This is a genomic window from Yoonia rosea, assembly GCF_900156505.1.
In the GTDB taxonomy this organism is placed as follows: Bacteria; Pseudomonadota; Alphaproteobacteria; order Rhodobacterales; family Rhodobacteraceae; genus Yoonia; species Yoonia rosea.
The window spans coordinates 1,926,883-1,942,796 of the sequence record NZ_FTPR01000001.1 but is presented as its reverse complement, the minus strand read 5'-3'; the positions used below and the strand labels follow the sequence as shown (position 1 = coordinate 1,942,796).

At 57.3% G+C, this 15,914-nt stretch carries 19 protein-coding genes; 7 read left to right on the top strand and 12 right to left on the bottom strand.

Annotation, left to right across the window (positions count from 1 at the left end):
* Nucleotides 1-4 precede the first annotated feature (4 nt).
* The 5 genes from leuD to B0B09_RS09675 all read left to right on the top strand — a co-directional run bounded on the left by leuD (nucleotide 5) and on the right by B0B09_RS09675 (nucleotide 4,920).
* A complete protein-coding gene (gene leuD / locus B0B09_RS09695) occupies nucleotides 5-610 on the top strand; it encodes a 3-isopropylmalate dehydratase small subunit (RefSeq protein WP_076659378.1) in 606 nt (201 codons plus the stop codon).
* Between the two features lie 555 nt (nucleotides 611-1,165).
* Complete coding sequence (locus B0B09_RS09690) at nucleotides 1,166-1,723, top strand: hypothetical protein (protein ID WP_311135455.1); 558 nt, start codon at nucleotides 1,166-1,168, stop codon at nucleotides 1,721-1,723.
* 113 nt (nucleotides 1,724-1,836) lie between these two features.
* Entirely contained in the window at nucleotides 1,837-2,754 is a 918-nt protein-coding gene (locus B0B09_RS09685) for an endonuclease/exonuclease/phosphatase family protein (RefSeq protein ID WP_242654371.1), read from the top strand.
* 73 nt (nucleotides 2,755-2,827) lie between these two features.
* A complete protein-coding gene (leuB, locus tag B0B09_RS09680; protein ID WP_076659376.1) occupies nucleotides 2,828-3,931 on the top strand; it encodes a 3-isopropylmalate dehydrogenase in 1,104 nt (367 codons plus the stop codon).
* Nucleotides 3,931-4,920, top strand: coding sequence for a DMT family transporter (locus tag B0B09_RS09675; RefSeq protein ID WP_076659375.1), 990 nt, complete (start codon nucleotides 3,931-3,933; stop codon nucleotides 4,918-4,920). Before leuB ends, B0B09_RS09675 begins: the two co-directional genes overlap by 1 nt.
* Here B0B09_RS09675 and B0B09_RS09670 read toward each other — a convergent pair.
* A complete protein-coding gene (locus B0B09_RS09670; protein WP_076659374.1) occupies nucleotides 4,913-6,529 on the bottom strand; it encodes an FMN-binding glutamate synthase family protein in 1,617 nt (538 codons plus the stop codon). The genes B0B09_RS09675 and B0B09_RS09670 overlap by 8 nt on opposite strands.
* A 96-nt stretch (nucleotides 6,530-6,625) precedes the next feature.
* The gene (locus B0B09_RS09665; protein WP_076659373.1) at nucleotides 6,626-7,435 is read right to left on the bottom strand and encodes a division plane positioning ATPase MipZ; all 810 of its coding nucleotides are present in this window, start codon (nucleotides 7,433-7,435) and stop codon (nucleotides 6,626-6,628) included.
* Between the two features lie 364 nt (nucleotides 7,436-7,799).
* On the opposite strand from B0B09_RS09665, the gene B0B09_RS09660 reads away from it, so the two are divergent.
* A complete protein-coding gene (locus B0B09_RS09660; RefSeq protein WP_076659372.1) occupies nucleotides 7,800-9,113 on the top strand; it encodes a DEAD/DEAH box helicase in 1,314 nt (437 codons plus the stop codon).
* A 164-nt stretch (nucleotides 9,114-9,277) separates the two neighbouring features.
* On the opposite strand, the gene B0B09_RS18170 is transcribed toward B0B09_RS09660, so the two are convergent.
* Nucleotides 9,278-9,403 carry a hypothetical protein gene (locus tag B0B09_RS18170; protein WP_278247277.1) on the bottom strand — a complete coding sequence of 42 codons (126 nt, stop codon included), beginning with the start codon at nucleotides 9,401-9,403 and terminating at the stop codon, nucleotides 9,278-9,280.
* Between the two features lie 217 nt (nucleotides 9,404-9,620).
* Here B0B09_RS18170 and B0B09_RS09655 point away from each other — a divergent pair, with 217 nt between their 5' ends.
* Nucleotides 9,621-10,307, top strand: a complete 687-nt coding sequence (locus B0B09_RS09655) for a GGDEF domain-containing protein (RefSeq protein WP_131825021.1) — start codon at nucleotides 9,621-9,623, stop codon at nucleotides 10,305-10,307.
* Between the two features lie 76 nt (nucleotides 10,308-10,383).
* On the opposite strand, the gene rpmE is transcribed toward B0B09_RS09655, so the two are convergent.
* The 9 genes from rpmE to ffh form a co-directional block, all read right to left on the bottom strand.
* A complete protein-coding gene (rpmE, locus tag B0B09_RS09650) occupies nucleotides 10,384-10,605 on the bottom strand; it encodes a 50S ribosomal protein L31 (RefSeq protein ID WP_055293927.1) in 222 nt (73 codons plus the stop codon).
* An 11-nt stretch (nucleotides 10,606-10,616) separates the two neighbouring features.
* Entirely contained in the window at nucleotides 10,617-11,000 is a 384-nt protein-coding gene (gene rplS / locus B0B09_RS09645) for a 50S ribosomal protein L19 (RefSeq protein WP_055293929.1), read from the bottom strand.
* A 350-nt stretch (nucleotides 11,001-11,350) separates the two neighbouring features.
* Nucleotides 11,351-12,139 (bottom strand): tRNA (guanosine(37)-N1)-methyltransferase TrmD, encoded by a 789-nt coding sequence (gene trmD / locus B0B09_RS09640; protein WP_076659370.1) that lies wholly within the window; start codon nucleotides 12,137-12,139, stop codon nucleotides 11,351-11,353.
* 57 nt (nucleotides 12,140-12,196) lie between these two features.
* On the bottom strand, nucleotides 12,197-12,715 hold the full coding sequence (gene rimM / locus B0B09_RS09635; RefSeq protein ID WP_076659369.1) for a ribosome maturation factor RimM: 519 nt from the start codon (nucleotides 12,713-12,715) through the stop codon (nucleotides 12,197-12,199).
* Complete coding sequence (locus B0B09_RS17955) at nucleotides 12,715-12,861, bottom strand: hypothetical protein (protein WP_165689315.1); 147 nt, start codon at nucleotides 12,859-12,861, stop codon at nucleotides 12,715-12,717. The genes rimM and B0B09_RS17955 overlap by 1 nt, the downstream gene beginning before the upstream one ends.
* Nucleotides 12,862-12,923: 62 nt before the next feature.
* Nucleotides 12,924-13,337, bottom strand: a complete 414-nt coding sequence (gene rpsP / locus B0B09_RS09630) for a 30S ribosomal protein S16 (RefSeq protein ID WP_055293935.1) — start codon at nucleotides 13,335-13,337, stop codon at nucleotides 12,924-12,926.
* Nucleotides 13,338-13,386: 49 nt separating this feature from the next.
* Nucleotides 13,387-13,683, bottom strand: a complete 297-nt coding sequence (locus B0B09_RS09625) for a chorismate mutase (RefSeq protein WP_055293937.1) — start codon at nucleotides 13,681-13,683, stop codon at nucleotides 13,387-13,389.
* 103 nt (nucleotides 13,684-13,786) lie between these two features.
* A complete protein-coding gene (locus B0B09_RS09620) occupies nucleotides 13,787-14,335 on the bottom strand; it encodes a GNAT family N-acetyltransferase (RefSeq protein WP_055293939.1) in 549 nt (182 codons plus the stop codon).
* Between the two features lie 3 nt (nucleotides 14,336-14,338).
* Entirely contained in the window at nucleotides 14,339-15,838 is a 1,500-nt protein-coding gene (gene ffh, locus B0B09_RS09615) for a signal recognition particle protein (RefSeq protein WP_076659368.1), read from the bottom strand.
* Nucleotides 15,839-15,914: the final 76 nt, after the last annotated feature.

Genomic DNA, 15,914 nt, shown 5'->3' with positions numbered 1-15,914 from the left:
AAAGATGCAGAAATTTACAAAACTGAGCGGCATTGCAGCCCCGATGCCGTTGGTCAATATCGACACCGATATGATCATCCCCAAACAGTTCCTGAAGACCATCAAGCGCTCTGGCCTTGGTGTGAACCTGTTTGACGAAATGCGCTATGACGACGATCGCAACGAAATCCCTGATTTTGTGCTGAACAAACCGCAGTATCGCGATGCGCAAATCCTTGTTGCCGGCGATAACTTTGGTTGCGGGTCCTCACGTGAACATGCGCCGTGGGCAATTGCCGACTTTGGTATCACCTGCGTGATCGCGCCGTCCTATGCCGACATCTTCTACAACAACTGCTTCAAGAACGGCATTCTGCCGATCGTTTTGCCGCAAGAGCAGGTAGATGTGCTGATGAAGGATGCTGAAAAAGGATCGAATGCGCGGATCGAGGTTGATCTGGAAGCGCAGACTGTCACCACATCAGATGGTGAGACCTTCAGCTTTGAAGTCGACAGTTTCAAAAAGCACTGCTTGATGAATGGTCTCGATGACATCGGTTTGACGATGGAAAAGGCAGCGTCAATCGACGCCTTCGAAGCCCAGGCTGCCACAGTCCGCCCTTGGGTCTAGGTTTCAAATCCATCTGACAGGATAGGCCGCTCCTACGGGGGCGGCTTATTTTTCGCGCCCTGTCTTTGAGCATCTCCGCTGCGAAGGATGTGTCTGAGATAGAACTGCCACGCTGTGGTGGCATTCTCGCATCACTTTCTGGCCAAAATGAGAGTTTCCCCCGCGTTTCAGGCGCCCGTCAGTTGAAGCGTCAAAGAGGATTTGTTCACATTCAGACATTGCATATAGATGAGTGCAAAAGATTGTGGGCCTGCCGGCGAAAAATCTTCGCTCTTCCGTCGGTCCAAAGAAGGATAAAGTGCCGTGTTATCTCGTTTACCTGCAGCATTGGTAAGAGCCGTTCTGGTCGTGATGTTGGTCATTATGCCTTATGCGCTTGTGCCAAGCAGTGGGTCGGATAGCACGCAGATCATTGTGCTGGTTGCGATCTTTGGGGCCCTTTTCACGATCGTTGAGTATAGCTCAAGCAGCCCCAGTCTTGTGGAATTCCGCGACGCGCCGCCCTTTAATAGGGTCCGCTTTTCAGCGCTTTTTGCGACTGTCTTTTGCCTTGCGATGATTTTCAAAGGCGTCGACTCCCCAAGTGCAATCTCGGCATACTTTCAAAATAGCGGAAGCGTGATTGGCGCCACGATCGATTTTCCTTACTCACCGGTGCGCCTGATGGTTTTGATGATGCCCGATGGCACGGATCCCACGGTGATCCAACACCTGCGGGACGCAGCAGGGCTGAGCTATCTGATCTCGGTCTTTTCTGTCATCTGGTTCGTTATCCTGCTGCGGCTTTATCGCTGGCCGCGCCGGACTGGCGCCTTTAATGTCTGGATAAACCTGCCGACATTTGACCCTACAGCGGGCGGTGATGTCGTTAAAAGGCTCCAGCGGGACGGCCGTATTAACATTATCTTAGGCTTTTTGCTGCCCTTCTTGGTTCCAGCGGTTCTGAAGTTGATCTCGTCAATGGGCACAGCGATCAATCTGGATAACCCGCAGACATTGATTTGGACGGTTTCTGCATGGGCATTCCTGCCAGCCAGTATTCTGATGCGCGGAGTTGCCCTCAGTCGTGTTGCACAGATGATCGAAGTGCAGCGCCGCAAGTCTTACACCTAGTAGGCCTCTGGATTGCTTTCTCATTTGGCTTTTGCACGGCCGGCACGGCCCAAGCCGAGACCTTTCGCCTCGCAACGTTTGCCGCTCCGTTAAGCGGCGATGGACCGGGGCTCTTGCTGCGTGACATTCAAAACGGTGAAGCTTCACAGATTATCGCTATTCAAAAGATCATCGCCCGCAATGCTCCTGACATTCTGGTTTTAACGGATTTTGACTATGATCTGGATGGCATCGCGCTCGCGGCCTTTGCAGCCTCATTTGCCGATCCCTATCCGCATATCTTTGCCTTGCCGTCAAACGCGGGCTTGGCAACCGGTCTTGATCTGAACGCAAACGGTCGGCTGGGTGAGGCGCGGGACGCCCACGGTTATGGCAGGTTTGCCGGTGACGGCGGCATGGCGATCCTGTCACGCTTTCCGATACTGGCGGGGCAGGTCACGGACTACTCCGAGGTTCTCTGGAAGGACCTGCCTGACGCCACTTTGCCACAACTGGCAGGCGCGCCGTTTCTCAGTGCCGCCGCGATGGATCAACTGCGCCTTTCTTCCACGGGACATTGGATTGTCCCGGTTGCATTACCGGATGGCCCCCCCATTTCTGTGATGGCATTTGATGCGACACCGCCGGTTTTTGATGGACCCGAAGACATGAACGGGCTGCGCAACCGTGATGAACTGCGTCTGTGGGAAATCGTGTTAGAAGGTGGCTTTGGCCCCGCACCGGACAGCTTTGTGATTGCGGGGAATGCCAATCTCGATCCCAGGGGCGGTGACGGGTATCGTCAGGCCATGACAGACTTCTTGGCGCTGGCGTCACTGCAAGACCCGCTGCCGGACCTGCCAACAGCAGATTGGCCAGATGACGGGCCAGGGGATTTGCGCGTCAGTTATGTTTTGCCATCGCGGGACTGGCAGATCGTCGGCGCAGGCGTGTTCTGGCCTGGCCCCGATGACCCTGATCGTGCCCTTCTGGGTGAGGATGGTCTGGCTGCTGGTCCGCACCGGCTTGTTTGGGTCGATATCGGCCGCTAACGCCTTGGTATCTTGAACCTGACGTCTCATCGCGTTAGGGCGTTTGCAACAAATTCAAGCAAGGACCAACACAATGGCAAACCCTTCTCTTTTGATCCTCGCCGGTGACGGCATTGGCCCTGAAGTTATGGACCAAGTGAAGCGGATCATCGGTTGGTTCGGCGACAAGCGCGACCTGACGTTTGATGTCTCTGAAGATCTTGTCGGTGGCGCTGCCTATGACGCGCACGGCGTGCCGCTGCACGACGACACGATGGCTAAGGCACAGGAAGTCGACGCGGTTCTGCTGGGGGCCGTCGGCGGGCCAAAGTACGACAACCTCGATTTCAGCGTAAAGCCCGAGCGCGGGTTGCTACGCCTACGCAAGGAAATGGATCTTTTCGCGAACCTGCGTCCCGCCCAGTGCTTTGACGCGCTAGCTGATTTCTCGTCTCTGAAGAAAGACATCGTTTCCGGTCTGGATATCATGATCGTGCGCGAGCTGACCTCGGGCGTTTATTTCGGTGAACCGCGCGGTATTCATATCGAAGACAATATGCGCGTGGGCATCAATACCCAGCGCTATACCGAGGCCGAGATCGAACGCGCCACGCGTGCGGCATTTGATCTGGCCATGAAGCGTAACAAAAAGGTCTGCTCGATGGAGAAGGCCAATGTGATGGAAAGCGGTATTCTGTGGCGCGATGTCGTCACCGAGATCCACGCTGATTATCCAGAAGTCGAACTGAGCCACATGTACGCCGACAATGGCGCGATGCAGCTGGTGCGCGCGCCCAAGCAGTTCGATGTGATCCTGACGGACAACCTCTTCGGCGATATCCTGTCGGATTGCGCCGCGATGCTGACCGGTTCGTTGGGCATGTTACCGTCTGCGTCGCTGGGCCTGCCGATGGCCAATGGACGTCCGAAGGCAATGTATGAACCGGTGCATGGTTCGGCCCCTGATATTACGGGCCAAGGCAAGGCGAACCCGATTGCCTGTATCCTCAGCTTTGCCATGGCGCTGCGTTATTCCTTTGATGAAGGCGCCGAAGCCGACCGTCTGGAGGCAGCTATCGAAAAGGTGCTGGCCGATGGCGCACGCACCGCGGACCTGATGGGCCCCGAAGGCGGCACCCCGCTGAGCACGACACAGATGGGTGACGTGATCCTTGCGGCACTGGACGCGAGCCTCTGATGTCACCGAATGTCAAAGGCGCATTATTTGCTCTGCTTGCCTTTGGCATATTCTCGACGCACGACGTGGTGGTAAAAGTTCTGGGTGGGATTTATTCGCCCATCCAGATCGTCTTTTTCAGTGTTCTGCTGAGCTTCCCGCTCGCGATGGTGATGCTGATGCGGGATGCATCACCCGGAACCCTGGTGCCGGTGCATCCGTGGTGGTTGGCGCTGCGGACGGTGGCGACAGTGGTGACGGGGGTATCTGCCTTTTATGCCTTTTCGGTCCTGCCGCTGGCACAAACCTATGCCATTCTTTTTGCGTCTCCCTTATTGATCACCGTTCTTGCGATCCCTGTTCTGGGTGAAACCGTCAGGTTGCGCCGCTGGCTGGCCGTTCTGGTGGGGCTTGCGGGGGTTCTGGTTGTTTTGCGGCCGGGCGATACGGATTTGTCTTTGGGGCATCTCGCGGCGCTGGCGGCTGCGGTCGGCGGGTCTTTGGCGTCTATCGTCGTGCGTAAGATCGGGGGGGACGAACGGCCGGTGGTGATGCTGCTTTACCCTATGATGGTGACATTCATCGTCATGGCCTGCGCATTGCCTTTCGTTTACAAACCAATGCCGATTGAGCACCTCGGCCTCTTGGCGATCATCGCCACTTTTGCATGGGTGGCAAGCCGTCTTGTTATTTCCGCCTATCAGGCGGGAGAGGCTGCGATTATTGCGCCGATGCAATACAGCCAGATCATCTGGGCCACGATTTTCGGCTATCTCTTCTTCGACGAAAACATTGATCAGGCTACCGCCATAGGTGCGGGCATTATCATTGCCAGCGGTCTTTACATCGTGCTGCGCGAGAGCAGGAGCGGCAACTCTGAAAACACGCCTGTGCTGCGCACGCGGTCACGTTCCGAGACAGGGACAACCCCGCGTGTGTCGCTCTTTATGCGGGCTGCGGGCAACACACCGCCACGCCCCGACGACCACAAAGACGACAGAGCTACCTAGCCGCCTCTGGCGGGGCAAAGCTGTTGGGATTGGCGCGCGCCCAGCGTTCGCGGTAGATCGGGTTATCGGTGCCATCATCAAGCAGGAAACCTTCGCGCAGATAGGTATAGACATCGGCCGCCTCGGTCATCTGCCCGTCGCCTTTGCGTGTCATGAAATGGTAAGGCAAGAAGCCGCAAGGATCGTCCAGACCTGCCGCCGCCGCCATCTCGCCCAGCGCTTTCAGTGTATTTGCGTGGAACCGTGCCACGCGCTTGCTCTTGTCGTTCACGTTGAGTGCTTTTTGCCGGATCGGATCTTGGGTGGTCACACCCACGGGGCAGTGATTGGTATGGCAGGCCTGCGCCTGAATACAGCCGATCGCAAACATATAGCCGCGCGCCGAGTTGCACCAATCGGCACCCAATGACAGCGCACGCGCGATGTCAAAAGCACTGACCACCTTGCCCGCCGCGCCGATCTTGACGCGGTCACGGATGCCCGCGCCGCGCAGTGTGTTGTGCACGAATGTCAGCCCCTCAACCATGGGCATCCCGACATGGTTGGCAAATTCCAAAGGTGCGGCACCTGTGCCGCCCTCGGTTCCGTCAACCACAATAAAATCAGGGGTAATGCCTGTTTCCAGCATGGCTTTGACGATGCACATGAATTCGCGCCGGTGCCCGATGCAGAGCTTGAAGCCGATAGGTTTGCCATCGGACAATTCGCGCAACTGGCCCACAAATTTGACCAGCCCCATCGGCCCTTTAAAGGCACTGTGACTTGCTGGTGAGACGCAGTCGACACCCATGGGGATATCGCGGGCCTCGGCAATCTCGGGGGTGATCTTGGCCGCGGGCAACATGCCCCCGTGTCCCGGCTTTGCACCTTGGCTGAGCTTAATCTCGATCATCTTGACCTGATCGTCGGCAGCAATTTGGGCGAATTTTTCGGGGTTGAATGTGCCATCGTGATTGCGGCACCCGAAATAACCCGAACCAACCTCAAAAATCAGATCGCCACCTTCACGGTGATAGCGGCTGATGCCGCCTTCGCCGGTATCATGGGCGAAACCGCCCATCTTGGCCCCTTTGTTCAGGGCTGAAATTGCATTTGCAGAGAGGGAGCCAAAGCTCATGGCCGAGATATTGTAGAGCGAAGCATTATAGGGTTGTTTGCAGTCGGGGCCGCCGATCTTGACGCGGAAGTCAGTGGTTTCGAAGTGCGTGGGCTCAACAGAGTGGGTAAGCCATGAATATCCCGCCTCGTACACCTTTTCCTGCGTCCCGAACGGGCGTTTGTCTTCGGCTCCTTTCGCCCGCTGATAGACCAGCGAGCGTTGTTCGCGGCTGAAGGGTTGCTCTTCCTGATCGCTTTCAATCAGATACTGGCGGATTTCGGGGCGGATTTTTTCAAAGACAAAGCGAAGATGTCCAAGGATGGGATAGTTCCGCAAAATAGCGTGGCGATCTTGGCGCACATCATGCACGCCCAGAAGGGTGAAGGCACCAAAGACTGCGGCAAGCAGGAATACCCATGTCGCCCAAAACCCGATTACAAAACAGACCAGCGTCAGAACGGCAGCAATGAGAAACGTGGAATAACGCTGCAGTGAAATCAGTTTTTGCAAAGCAAACCCTCCGTATATGAGCGATACACTATGCGGCTGATTTGCTTAATAAAAGAGCAGTCTTCAGCTGAGAGCGCTCACTTTCCCGTTCCTGACCTAGAAATTTGGCGTCACACCGGGCAGATCAAGCGCTTTGATCAAATCGCGCAGTTCCTGACGGGCCGCAACGTTGGAAATATTCATCCCCTTCACGCCAAGATCGCGCAGGTCAAGCAGTGTCATGCCGCGCGGAAAGAGTTCGCGGAAGATGACACGCTCATTGAACCCGGGCGCTGTGCGGAAACCGATCCGCTTGGCCAGCTTCTCGATCACACGCTCCATCTTCTGTTTGTTCACCATGGCCTGCGCACCCATCCGGTTGCGTACAACGACCCAGTCGATCGGCTTCAATCCGGCTTGGCTGCGCAACTGGCGCGCGTTCCAGACCATCTCGGAATAGACCGAAGGCGAGGTGATTTCTTCGCCGTCGCTGTCGACATGCGCAAGAAGATCGAAGTCTACAAAACTGTCATTCAGGGGCGTGATCAGCGTATCGGCCAAAGAGTGGGCGACCTGGCTGAGGCGGGTGTGTGAACCCGGGCAGTCAATCAGGATAAATTCGGCATTGGCTTCCATCTTGGCCACAGCCATCGAGAGCCTGTGGTCGAAGGCATTTTCGCCTGGCTCGAGGATGTTTTGATCAATATCGGGCAGTTCATGGTACGTGGGCGAGGGCAGGTGCAATCCCTGCTGTTCCATGTAGGTTTGGCGGTTCAGCACATAGCGCCCGAGTGTTTTCTGGCGCAGGTCAAGATCAAGGGTGCCAACGCGGTGCCCCATGCGTGCAAGGGCTGTCGCCACATGCATTGAGACCGTCGATTTGCCTGCGCCGCCCTTTTCATTGCCGACCACGATAATATGCGCCACTGATCGATTCCCCGTCGTTTCTAGCCTTGGACCACTATATGATGTGGGTGGTGCAAGGGAAAGCACATGCAACACTTGGCCGGTGTTTTCCCGTCCCCTTGACAGATGACCCGCAAAGCCTCATGTCACACTCAACCGATGCAAGCTGCCGCGTGAGCAGAGCGAAACGATAAGCCTTTTCGCAAGGCGCCGGTTAACCTCAGGTTCCCACATCACGCAGGGGTCCCGCGCCACATCGGCGCCCGGACAATGCGGTCTTGGCTGTCAGCATATTGGCGCAACCTTGCACAGGGTCATGGCGTGTTGCCGTGGTCCGAATGATATGCGCGGACCGCAGGTTCGCTAGAAATTAGGATATCCACTTATGGATTTTGATATGCTGGGCCTCGCGCCCCGTCTTGTAAACGTTCTTAAAGAACAAGGGATCACCGATCCCACCCCGATTCAAACCCAAGCCATCCCGCACGCCATGAACGGCCGCGATGTGATGGGCCTCGCCCAGACCGGCAGCGGTAAAACCGCAGCATTTGGTTTGCCGATGATCCACGCCCTGCTCAAGGCAGGCGTCAAGCCGAACCCGAAAACAACCCGTGGTCTCATCCTTGCGCCGACGCGCGAGCTGGCCAAACAGATTTCCGACAACCTGACCGCCTATACCAAGGGCAGCCACCTGAAAGTGGCGCTGGTCGTCGGTGGTGCAGGTATCGTGGCACAGACCAAACGTCTGGCTGGCGGTGTTGACCTGCTTGTCGCGACACCGGGTCGTTTGATCGACCTGCTGGACCGCCGTGCCGTGCGTCTTGATGAAACCATCTATCTGGTGCTGGATGAGGCCGATCAGATGCTCGACATGGGCTTTATCCATGCGCTGCGCCGCATCGCGCCGCTGCTGGCGAAAGACCGTCAGACGATGATGTTTTCGGCGACGATGCCGAAACTGATGGGTGAACTGGCGGGCACATATCTGACCGACGCTGTACGCGTACAGGTGAACCCTCCGGGGCAGGCAGTGAAGAAGATCAACCAGTCGGTGCACTTTGTCGCGCAAGCGGCGAAAACAGATCTGCTGATCGAACTGCTGGACAAGCACCGTGATGAGCTGGCGATCGTCTTTGGACGGACCAAACATGGCTGTGAAAAGCTCTATAAAGTGCTTGAGAATAAGGGCTTTGCCGCCGCATCGATCCACGGCAACAAATCCCAAGGCCAACGCCAACGCGCGCTGGATGCGTTCAAGGCGGGCAAAACCCGCGTTCTGGTCGCCACGGATGTGGCTGCACGTGGTCTGGATATTCCCGATGTGCGGTTTGTCTATAACTATGACCTGCCGAACGTGGCCGAAAACTATGTTCACCGGATTGGGCGGACTGCGCGCGCCGGGGCAGACGGGAGTGCGGTTGCACTTGTTGCACCGGATGAGATGATCGAGTTGCAGGACATTGAAAAAGCGATGAAGGACACGATCCCTGTCGCTTCGGGGCGTCCTTGGGAAATTCAGCCTGGCCAGAAAAAGCGACCGAACGGTGGTGGTGGCGGTGGCCGTCGTGGTGCCGGTGGCGGTAGCCGTGGCGGTGCGCCTCGTGCCAGCGGCAAGCCCGGTGGTGGCCAAGGCAAACCTGCCGGTCGCCGTCGCAATGGTGGCGGTGGTGGACGGGCGCGCAGCCAGTCTGCGGCTTAGCCGTATGTGCGCATAGCGTCCTCTTCGATAGCGAGCTTTGTGTGAGGCGCTGACAGGCGCAGTTGCACTGGCTTGCCTTCCGCGGAATCTTTCAGGATCTTCAGGCTTTTCTGCGCCGCCAGTATCTGGTGGTGCAGAGCAATCACCGTCGGTCGCGCCGCCGCCTATTGTATGAGGCTATCACAAACTGCGCCCTCCGGGGTGTCAGGGTGTGTCAGCGATGTCCCCGCACCCGGCAGTTCGCCCAAAACGCCGTCCTGCTCTGCGTTCTGGGTGATCTGATCAGGCATGACGCTTTTCCCACCATTTGCCGCCTGCGTTTACAGGCCAGATTAAGAATAATTTAACACCTCGCCAATACGATCTCGGTCGGCGACGGTGCATGTCTATTTCCGTCATCGGTTGTTGGCGGGGTTCGAAGTGGAAAGATTTGTCAGACTGACTGCGCCGGCAGGTAGGTTTGACTTTCTTGTAAAGCTCGCGATTGCCCTCCTGATTTGCGGTCTGATGAACCATGTTCGCCACATCTTCGTCTACGGATTATCCGGGCAGAAAACCTATTGGGAAAATCTCAGTGACGCGACCTTCACGGCACTGCCAATGTGCACCTTTGCACTGTTGCTGATCGGGCATTTGAACGCGCTGCAAAAACGCCTTTACCTGCAAGCCACACGCGATGCCTTGACGGATTTGCCCAACCGCCGATGGTTTATGGACAAGACACCGGAGCGGATTTCACCGACGCAGGCGATCATGATCATCGACGTCGATCGCTTCAAAGACATCAACGATACGTTTGGGCATGACATCGGCGATCTTTGCCTGCGCCAGATGGCTTTGCATCTGCATACCAGCCTCGAACAGGGGGATGTGCTGGCACGTATCGGGGGCGAGGAATTTGCAGCATTCCTGGGGCAGGCGGATGACGCCAAGTTGCAGCGGATCGCCACGCGGATGAGTGAGGGGATGGCCTTTGATACAGGTCAGGGTTCAATCCAGCGTGTGACGGCCTCTGTCGGAATTGCACGGACTGACAGACCTATTGTCCGCCATGATGCGCTGCGTCTGGCCGACAAGGCAGTCTATCAGGCAAAATCTGCGGGCAGGGCCTGCTACCGGATTTGTCTGGCTGGTCACCGCAACGAGACGCAGCAAGTGGTGCCTGCGGCCCTGTCAATCACATCGCTTTCCTGACGCCTTAAACGAAAAACGCCGCCCCCACCGGGAGCAGCGTTTGTAATCGTCAGGGTCGGTGGAACCCACGCCTTTCTTAGAAACCCAGACCGGCGTATTTGTTCTTGAACTTGGACACACGGCCACCGGCGTCCATCAAGCGTGTGGAACCACCGTTCCATGCAGGGTGCACGGATGGGTCGATATCAAGCGACATTGTATCGCCTTCCTTGCCCCATGTGGATTTCATCTGAACCACTGTGCCATCGGTCATTTTGACGTCGATGATGTGGTAGTCGGGATGCGTATCTTTTTTCATGGTCGTGATCCTTACGCTTCGGCGCCCTTAGGCGCTTTGTAGTTGGTGACCTCTGCGATACGTGCGGACTTACCGCGACGCGAACGCAGATAGTACAGCTTGGCGCGACGCACGCGACCACGGCGAACCACGGTGATGCTGTCGATGTTGGTGGAATGCAGCGGGAAAACACGCTCCACACCTTCGCCAAAGGAAATCTTGCGCACTGTGAAAGAACCGGCAATGCCTTTGCCGTTCTTGCGGGCGATGCACACGCCTTCGTAGTTCTGCACACGGCTACGTGTGCCTTCGGTCACTTTGTAACCAACGCGGATGGTGTCACCCGCTTTAAAGTCAGGGATGTCTTTCCCTAGTGCGGCGACTTGTTCCGCTTCGAGTTGTGCGATCAGGTCCATCTGAAACGCTCCTTTAAAATGCTTGCGGTACTCCGCAATGTTTCTTTGTGGCCCAGAGCTCTGTGTCGTTATCGGGTCCAGTTGACTGCCCGCCAGAGATACGTCATCTTTTCTTTTGTTGTGGCTGTCCGGCCTGTCTGGTGAGGGCTGCACCAACGAAGATGCTCTCATGCTCCAGATGGTTCCATAAACCAACGCCCGGAATCAGCGCGCTGACCGGGAATGCTGCCGTATAAGCGGGGGGGGCTGATGGATCAAGGGGTTTTGGCGCATTGTCGATGCCAAACACCTCTTTGATTTTCCATGTCCACTCAAACTTCGGGGTGAGGCGCAGCCGAGGGGCAGCGCCCCTATTTCTTCTGGTGGGCCGCCCAGAGATCAGGCCGCCGTTCGCGGGTGATTTTCTCGGCCATCGCGCGCCGCCATTCCGCGATTTTGGCGTGGTTACCAGACAGCAGTACATCCGGGATCGCATGACCCTGCCACTCGGCCGGCTTGGTGAACTGCGGGTGTTCCAGCAAACCGGAGGAAAAGCTTTCCTCAAGAGCACTGTCCGCATTGCCCAGCACACCCGGCAAGAGCCGCACAGTGGCATCAATCATCGCTTGTGCTGCAATTTCACCGCCCGTCATGACAAAATCGCCCAGGCTGACTTCCTGAATGCCGAAATGCTGCAAGACGCGCTCGTCGACGCCTTCAAAGCGCCCGCAAAGCATCGTGACCCCGTCCATCCGCGCCCAGTCGCGTGCCATGGCCTGATCAAACCGCCGACCGCGCGGCGAGAGATAGATCAGCGGCGCCACACCTTTGGTACCCGTGCGCGCATCCTTGATTGCCTTTTCCAGCACATCGGCGCGCAGCACCATGCCGGCACCGCCCCCTGCCGGCGTATCATCGACATTGCGATGTTTGCCAATGCCATAGGTGCGCAGATCAAAGGTCTGCAATTGCCACAGGCCGTCCTGCAAGGCCTTGCCGGTCAGGCTCTCGCCCAGGACGCCGGGGAAGGCTTGCGGAAACAACGTGATGATTTGTGCAGTCCACGCCCCCGCAATATCAGGTGTGTCCGTCATCAATTCACGGGGTTGCAAGGTTGGCCGGACAGCGATGCGTCCAGCAGCGCGGGGGGCTTTGGTCATTGCCGCCCCCTTTCATAATCAGCGATGAATTGCTTTTGGGCCGCATTGCGGCGCGGGCTATGTGGCTGCATCGGGAAACAGCCCGTCCGGTGGGTCTGCCACGATCCGCCCCGCGTGCAGGTCGACAGTTGGCACAGCGGCTGAGGTGAAGGGCAGAAGTACGGTTTCTGACTGACCAGGCACGATGATCTCAAGCAAATCGCCCGCCCCATGGTCCATCACATTTTTGACAGTGCCCAAGGTGACGCCGCCCGTGTCAACGACAGTCAGACCCATCAGATCGGCGTAGTAATATTCGTCATCCGGCAATGAGGGCATCACATCGCGCGGCGCGTAAAGGTCTACATTGCGCAGGGCATCGGCGTCTTCTTTTGTGACGACGCCATCAATGCGGGCCGTAAACCCGTTTTTGAGCTGCCCTGTCAGGACAACCTGCGCAAAACTGCGACCGTCTTCGGTGTAAAGCGGGGTATAGTCGGCGATGGCTTGCGGATCGGCACAATAGGACTTCAGGCGCACTTCGCCCTGAACGCCAAATGCGCCACCAATAGAACCCACAATCACACGATCGCTCATCAGTTAAACTCCGGTCCAACGCAGATATTTTCGATCCATAGCCCACCGCCACCTTCGCAGGTTTCCTGGCGTCCTTCACGTTCAAACAGCATGCCAGCCACAAAGGCAAACATCACCAGAATGATCGTGCGCAACAAGCGGAACATGAATGTCGTCCCAAAGGGGAGGGGGCGTTGCCCCGGTATGAACCGGGGCAACGGTGTGCAGTTTATTCTTCTGCTGCGGCTTCTTCTGCCACTTCTGCAGGTGCTTCTTCAGCAGGAGCGTTTGCCGCTTCTTCAGCAGCGGCTGCCTTGGCTGCTTTTTCTTCGGCGCGGGCCTGAGCGGCTTTGCCAGGTGTACCCTTCTTGGGGTTGTTGCGGTCTTTCTTGGGCAATTCGCCTGCGGCTTCCAGCATGCGCGATACACGGTCAGTCGGCTGTGCGCCTTCGCCCAACCAGTACTTGATGCGCTCGACGTTCATTTTCACACGCTCTTCGCTGTCTTTTGGCAGCATCGGGTTATATGTGCCCAGTTTCTCGATGAAACGGCCATCGCGCGGCATGCGGCTGTCAGCAGCAACAATTGCGTAGAATGGACGTTTCTTTGAGCCGCCACGGGCCAAACGGATTTTCATAGCCATCAGATAGTCTCCTTAAAGATGATGCTAGTAAGGTGGATCAAGATCCACCCTACGATTGGTGTTGTTTGTGGTGTTGGATGACTTCCTGAATGATGAAATTCAGGAATTTCTTGGCAAATTCCGGATCAAGGTCGGCCCGGTTTGCAAGGTCGGTGAGCCGCGCGATCTGCTGTTCTTCACGCGCGGGGTCGGATGGGGGCAGGTCGTGTTCGGCTTTGAGCCGCCCAACAGCCTGCGTATGCTTGAACCGCTCGCCCAGCGTATAGACGAGAATGGCATCAAGCCGGTCGATGCTTTCGCGATGCCCTTTGAGGACTTCAGCGGCACGAAGAGTGGTGTCGGTCATTTGACCCTCCCTGACACGGACATTGGAAAAGGGCGCGCGACGTTGCTGTCGCTGGACGCTTTTGTCACGCAGGATATGAACCGCTCAATGTGTAGGGTCCGGATCATGCAATTGCCCCCGCTGCTTGTTTCACAGCGCGTGGATCATCATGGGACAGGTGCCGGAAGATGATGCAGTTTTCACCGTCGACGATATCGCGCCGGTCTTCGACTGCACCAAGGCGCGTCGCCAGGGCGATTGACCGCGTGTTCTGCGGAGAGATCAGCGAGATCAAACGCTCAAGCCCCAGCGTGCGCCCCGCCCATTCGCGCACGGCACATGCCGCTTCGAACGCATAAGAGCGGCCTTCGTAGCCGTCAAACATATGCCACGCCAATTCCGGCTGTGGCCATTCGATGTGATTGATGATGCCGACACGCCCGGCTGCTACCCCTGACGCACGTTCCGTCACCGTGAAGAAACCATAGCCGTGCCAATGCCAGTGCCCGATGCCCGCGATAAACCCGCGCCACGCATCCCGCTCGGTTCCTTTGCCGCCGACGGCCTCCATGCGCGCAGACTGCGTCACCCATGCGGTGAAGGCCGCAAGGTCCCGCTTTTGCGGACCGCGCAGGACAAGCCGTGCTGTGGTGAGTGTCGGGGCGGGGGTCATAAGTTACTTCTTTTTCCCGAAACCAGAGAGACCGGGGGGCAGTTGTGCGCCACCGCCCAAGCCGGGAAGGCCGCCGGGCATTTTGCCTTGCAGCGCCTTGGCGGCTTCGGCCATGGCTTTGGGGTCGTTCATGTCGGGCATACCTTCGGGCATCCCGCCGCCTTTGCCAAACATGCCTTTCATGGCCTGTTTCAGCATCCCGCCCTTGCCCATCTTCTTCATCATATCGGCCATCTGGCGGTGCTGCTTGACCAGCTTGTTCAGCTCGGACACTTCAAGGCCCGCGCCTTTCGCGATGCGTTTTTTGCGCGAGGCGGCCAGCAGATCAGGGTTGGCACGTTCTTTTTTGGTCATGGAGTTGATGAGTGCGATCTGCCGTTTCAGGATGCTGTCATCCATGCCAGCGGCGGCCATCTGTTTTCCCATCTTCGCGGCACCGGGCATCATACCCATCATGCCTTCCATGCCGCCCATTTTCATCATCTGCTCAAGCTGCATCTTGAGGTCGTTCATGTTGAAGCGGCCCTTCTGGAAGCGCTTCATCATGCGTTCAGCCTGTTCGGCCTCGATGGTTTCTTGTGCTTTCTCAACGAGGGCGACGATATCGCCCATGCCAAGGATGCGGCCTGCGATCCGGTCCGGCTCGAACGTTTCGATCGCGTCCATCTTTTCGCCAAGGCCGACAAAGCGGATCGGCTTGCCTGTGATCGCGCGCATCGAAAGCGCAGCACCACCGCGCCCGTCGCCGTCCATACGGGTCAGGACCACGCCGGTCACGCCGATCTTGTCGTCGAATTCCTGCGCGACGTTCACGGCGTCCTGACCGGTCAGGCCATCCACCACCAGCAGTGTCTCGCGCGGGTTCGCCACGTCGCGGACGGCGGCGGCTTGTGCGATCAGTTCCTGATCGATGTGCAAACGGCCCGCGGTATCGAGCATGTAAACGTCATAACCGCCAAGGCTGGCTTGGGTCTTGGCGCGTTTGGCGATTTGAACGGGATCTTCGCCTTTGACGATCGGTAGCGTGTCGACACCGATCTGCGCGCCGAGGATTGCCAGCTGTTCCATCGCGGCAGGGCGGTTTGTATCAAGCGAGGCCATCAGCACGCGCTTGCCTTCACGTTCTTTCAAACGCTTTGCCAGTTTCGCGGTTGTGGTGGTCTTACCGGAACCCTGCAAACCCACCATCAGGATAGGCGCAGGCGGGTTGTCGATTTTCAGTGCACCGGGGTCTGCGTCGCCGGTGAGAACGTGTTTCAGTTCGTCATGGACAATTTTGACAACCTGTTGGCCGGGCGTGATGGATTTGGTAACCGCCTGTCCTGTCGCCTTGTCCTGCACCGCCTTGATGAAGTCACGCGCGACGGGCAGCGATACGTCCGCCTCAAGCAGGGCCACGCGCACTTCGCGAAGCGCTGTTTTGACGTCATCATCGCTCAGCGCACCCTGTTTGGTGAGCTTGTCAAAGACGCCAGACAGGCGTTCGGATAGGTTCTCAAACATCGGCCAAGGCCCTCGTTTCGTTGTCATTGCCCCACGTATATAAGAACGCAAAGCATAAAGCAGTAGCGCCCCCGTG

Excerpts from the sequence above, each read along its gene's own strand:
- leuD (WP_076659378.1), top strand. The coding sequence starts at position 5 with ATGCAGAAATTTACAAAACTGAGCGGCATTGCAGCCCCGATGCCGTTG.
- B0B09_RS09690 (WP_311135455.1), top strand. The coding sequence starts at position 1,166 with ATGATTTTCAAAGGCGTCGACTCCCCAAGTGCAATCTCGGCATACTTT.
- leuB (WP_076659376.1), top strand. The coding sequence starts at position 2,828 with ATGGCAAACCCTTCTCTTTTGATCCTCGCCGGTGACGGCATTGGCCCT.
- B0B09_RS09675 (WP_076659375.1), top strand. The coding sequence starts at position 3,931 with ATGTCACCGAATGTCAAAGGCGCATTATTTGCTCTGCTTGCCTTTGGC.
- B0B09_RS09660 (WP_076659372.1), top strand. The coding sequence starts at position 7,800 with ATGGATTTTGATATGCTGGGCCTCGCGCCCCGTCTTGTAAACGTTCTT.
- B0B09_RS18170 (WP_278247277.1), bottom strand. The coding sequence starts at position 9,403 with ATGCCTGATCAGATCACCCAGAACGCAGAGCAGGACGGCGTTTTGGGC.
- B0B09_RS09655 (WP_131825021.1), top strand. The coding sequence starts at position 9,621 with ATGAACCATGTTCGCCACATCTTCGTCTACGGATTATCCGGGCAGAAA.
- rpmE (WP_055293927.1), bottom strand. The coding sequence starts at position 10,605 with ATGAAAAAAGATACGCATCCCGACTACCACATCATCGACGTCAAAATG.
- rplS (WP_055293929.1), bottom strand. The coding sequence starts at position 11,000 with ATGGACCTGATCGCACAACTCGAAGCGGAACAAGTCGCCGCACTAGGG.
- trmD (WP_076659370.1), bottom strand. The coding sequence starts at position 12,139 with ATGACCAAAGCCCCCCGCGCTGCTGGACGCATCGCTGTCCGGCCAACC.
- rimM (WP_076659369.1), bottom strand. The coding sequence starts at position 12,715 with ATGAGCGATCGTGTGATTGTGGGTTCTATTGGTGGCGCATTTGGCGTT.
- B0B09_RS17955 (WP_165689315.1), bottom strand. The coding sequence starts at position 12,861 with ATGTTCCGCTTGTTGCGCACGATCATTCTGGTGATGTTTGCCTTTGTG.
- rpsP (WP_055293935.1), bottom strand. The coding sequence starts at position 13,337 with ATGGCTATGAAAATCCGTTTGGCCCGTGGCGGCTCAAAGAAACGTCCA.
- B0B09_RS09625 (WP_055293937.1), bottom strand. The coding sequence starts at position 13,683 with ATGACCGACACCACTCTTCGTGCCGCTGAAGTCCTCAAAGGGCATCGC.
- B0B09_RS09620 (WP_055293939.1), bottom strand. The coding sequence starts at position 14,335 with ATGACCCCCGCCCCGACACTCACCACAGCACGGCTTGTCCTGCGCGGT.
- ffh (WP_076659368.1), bottom strand. The coding sequence starts at position 15,838 with ATGTTTGAGAACCTATCCGAACGCCTGTCTGGCGTCTTTGACAAGCTC.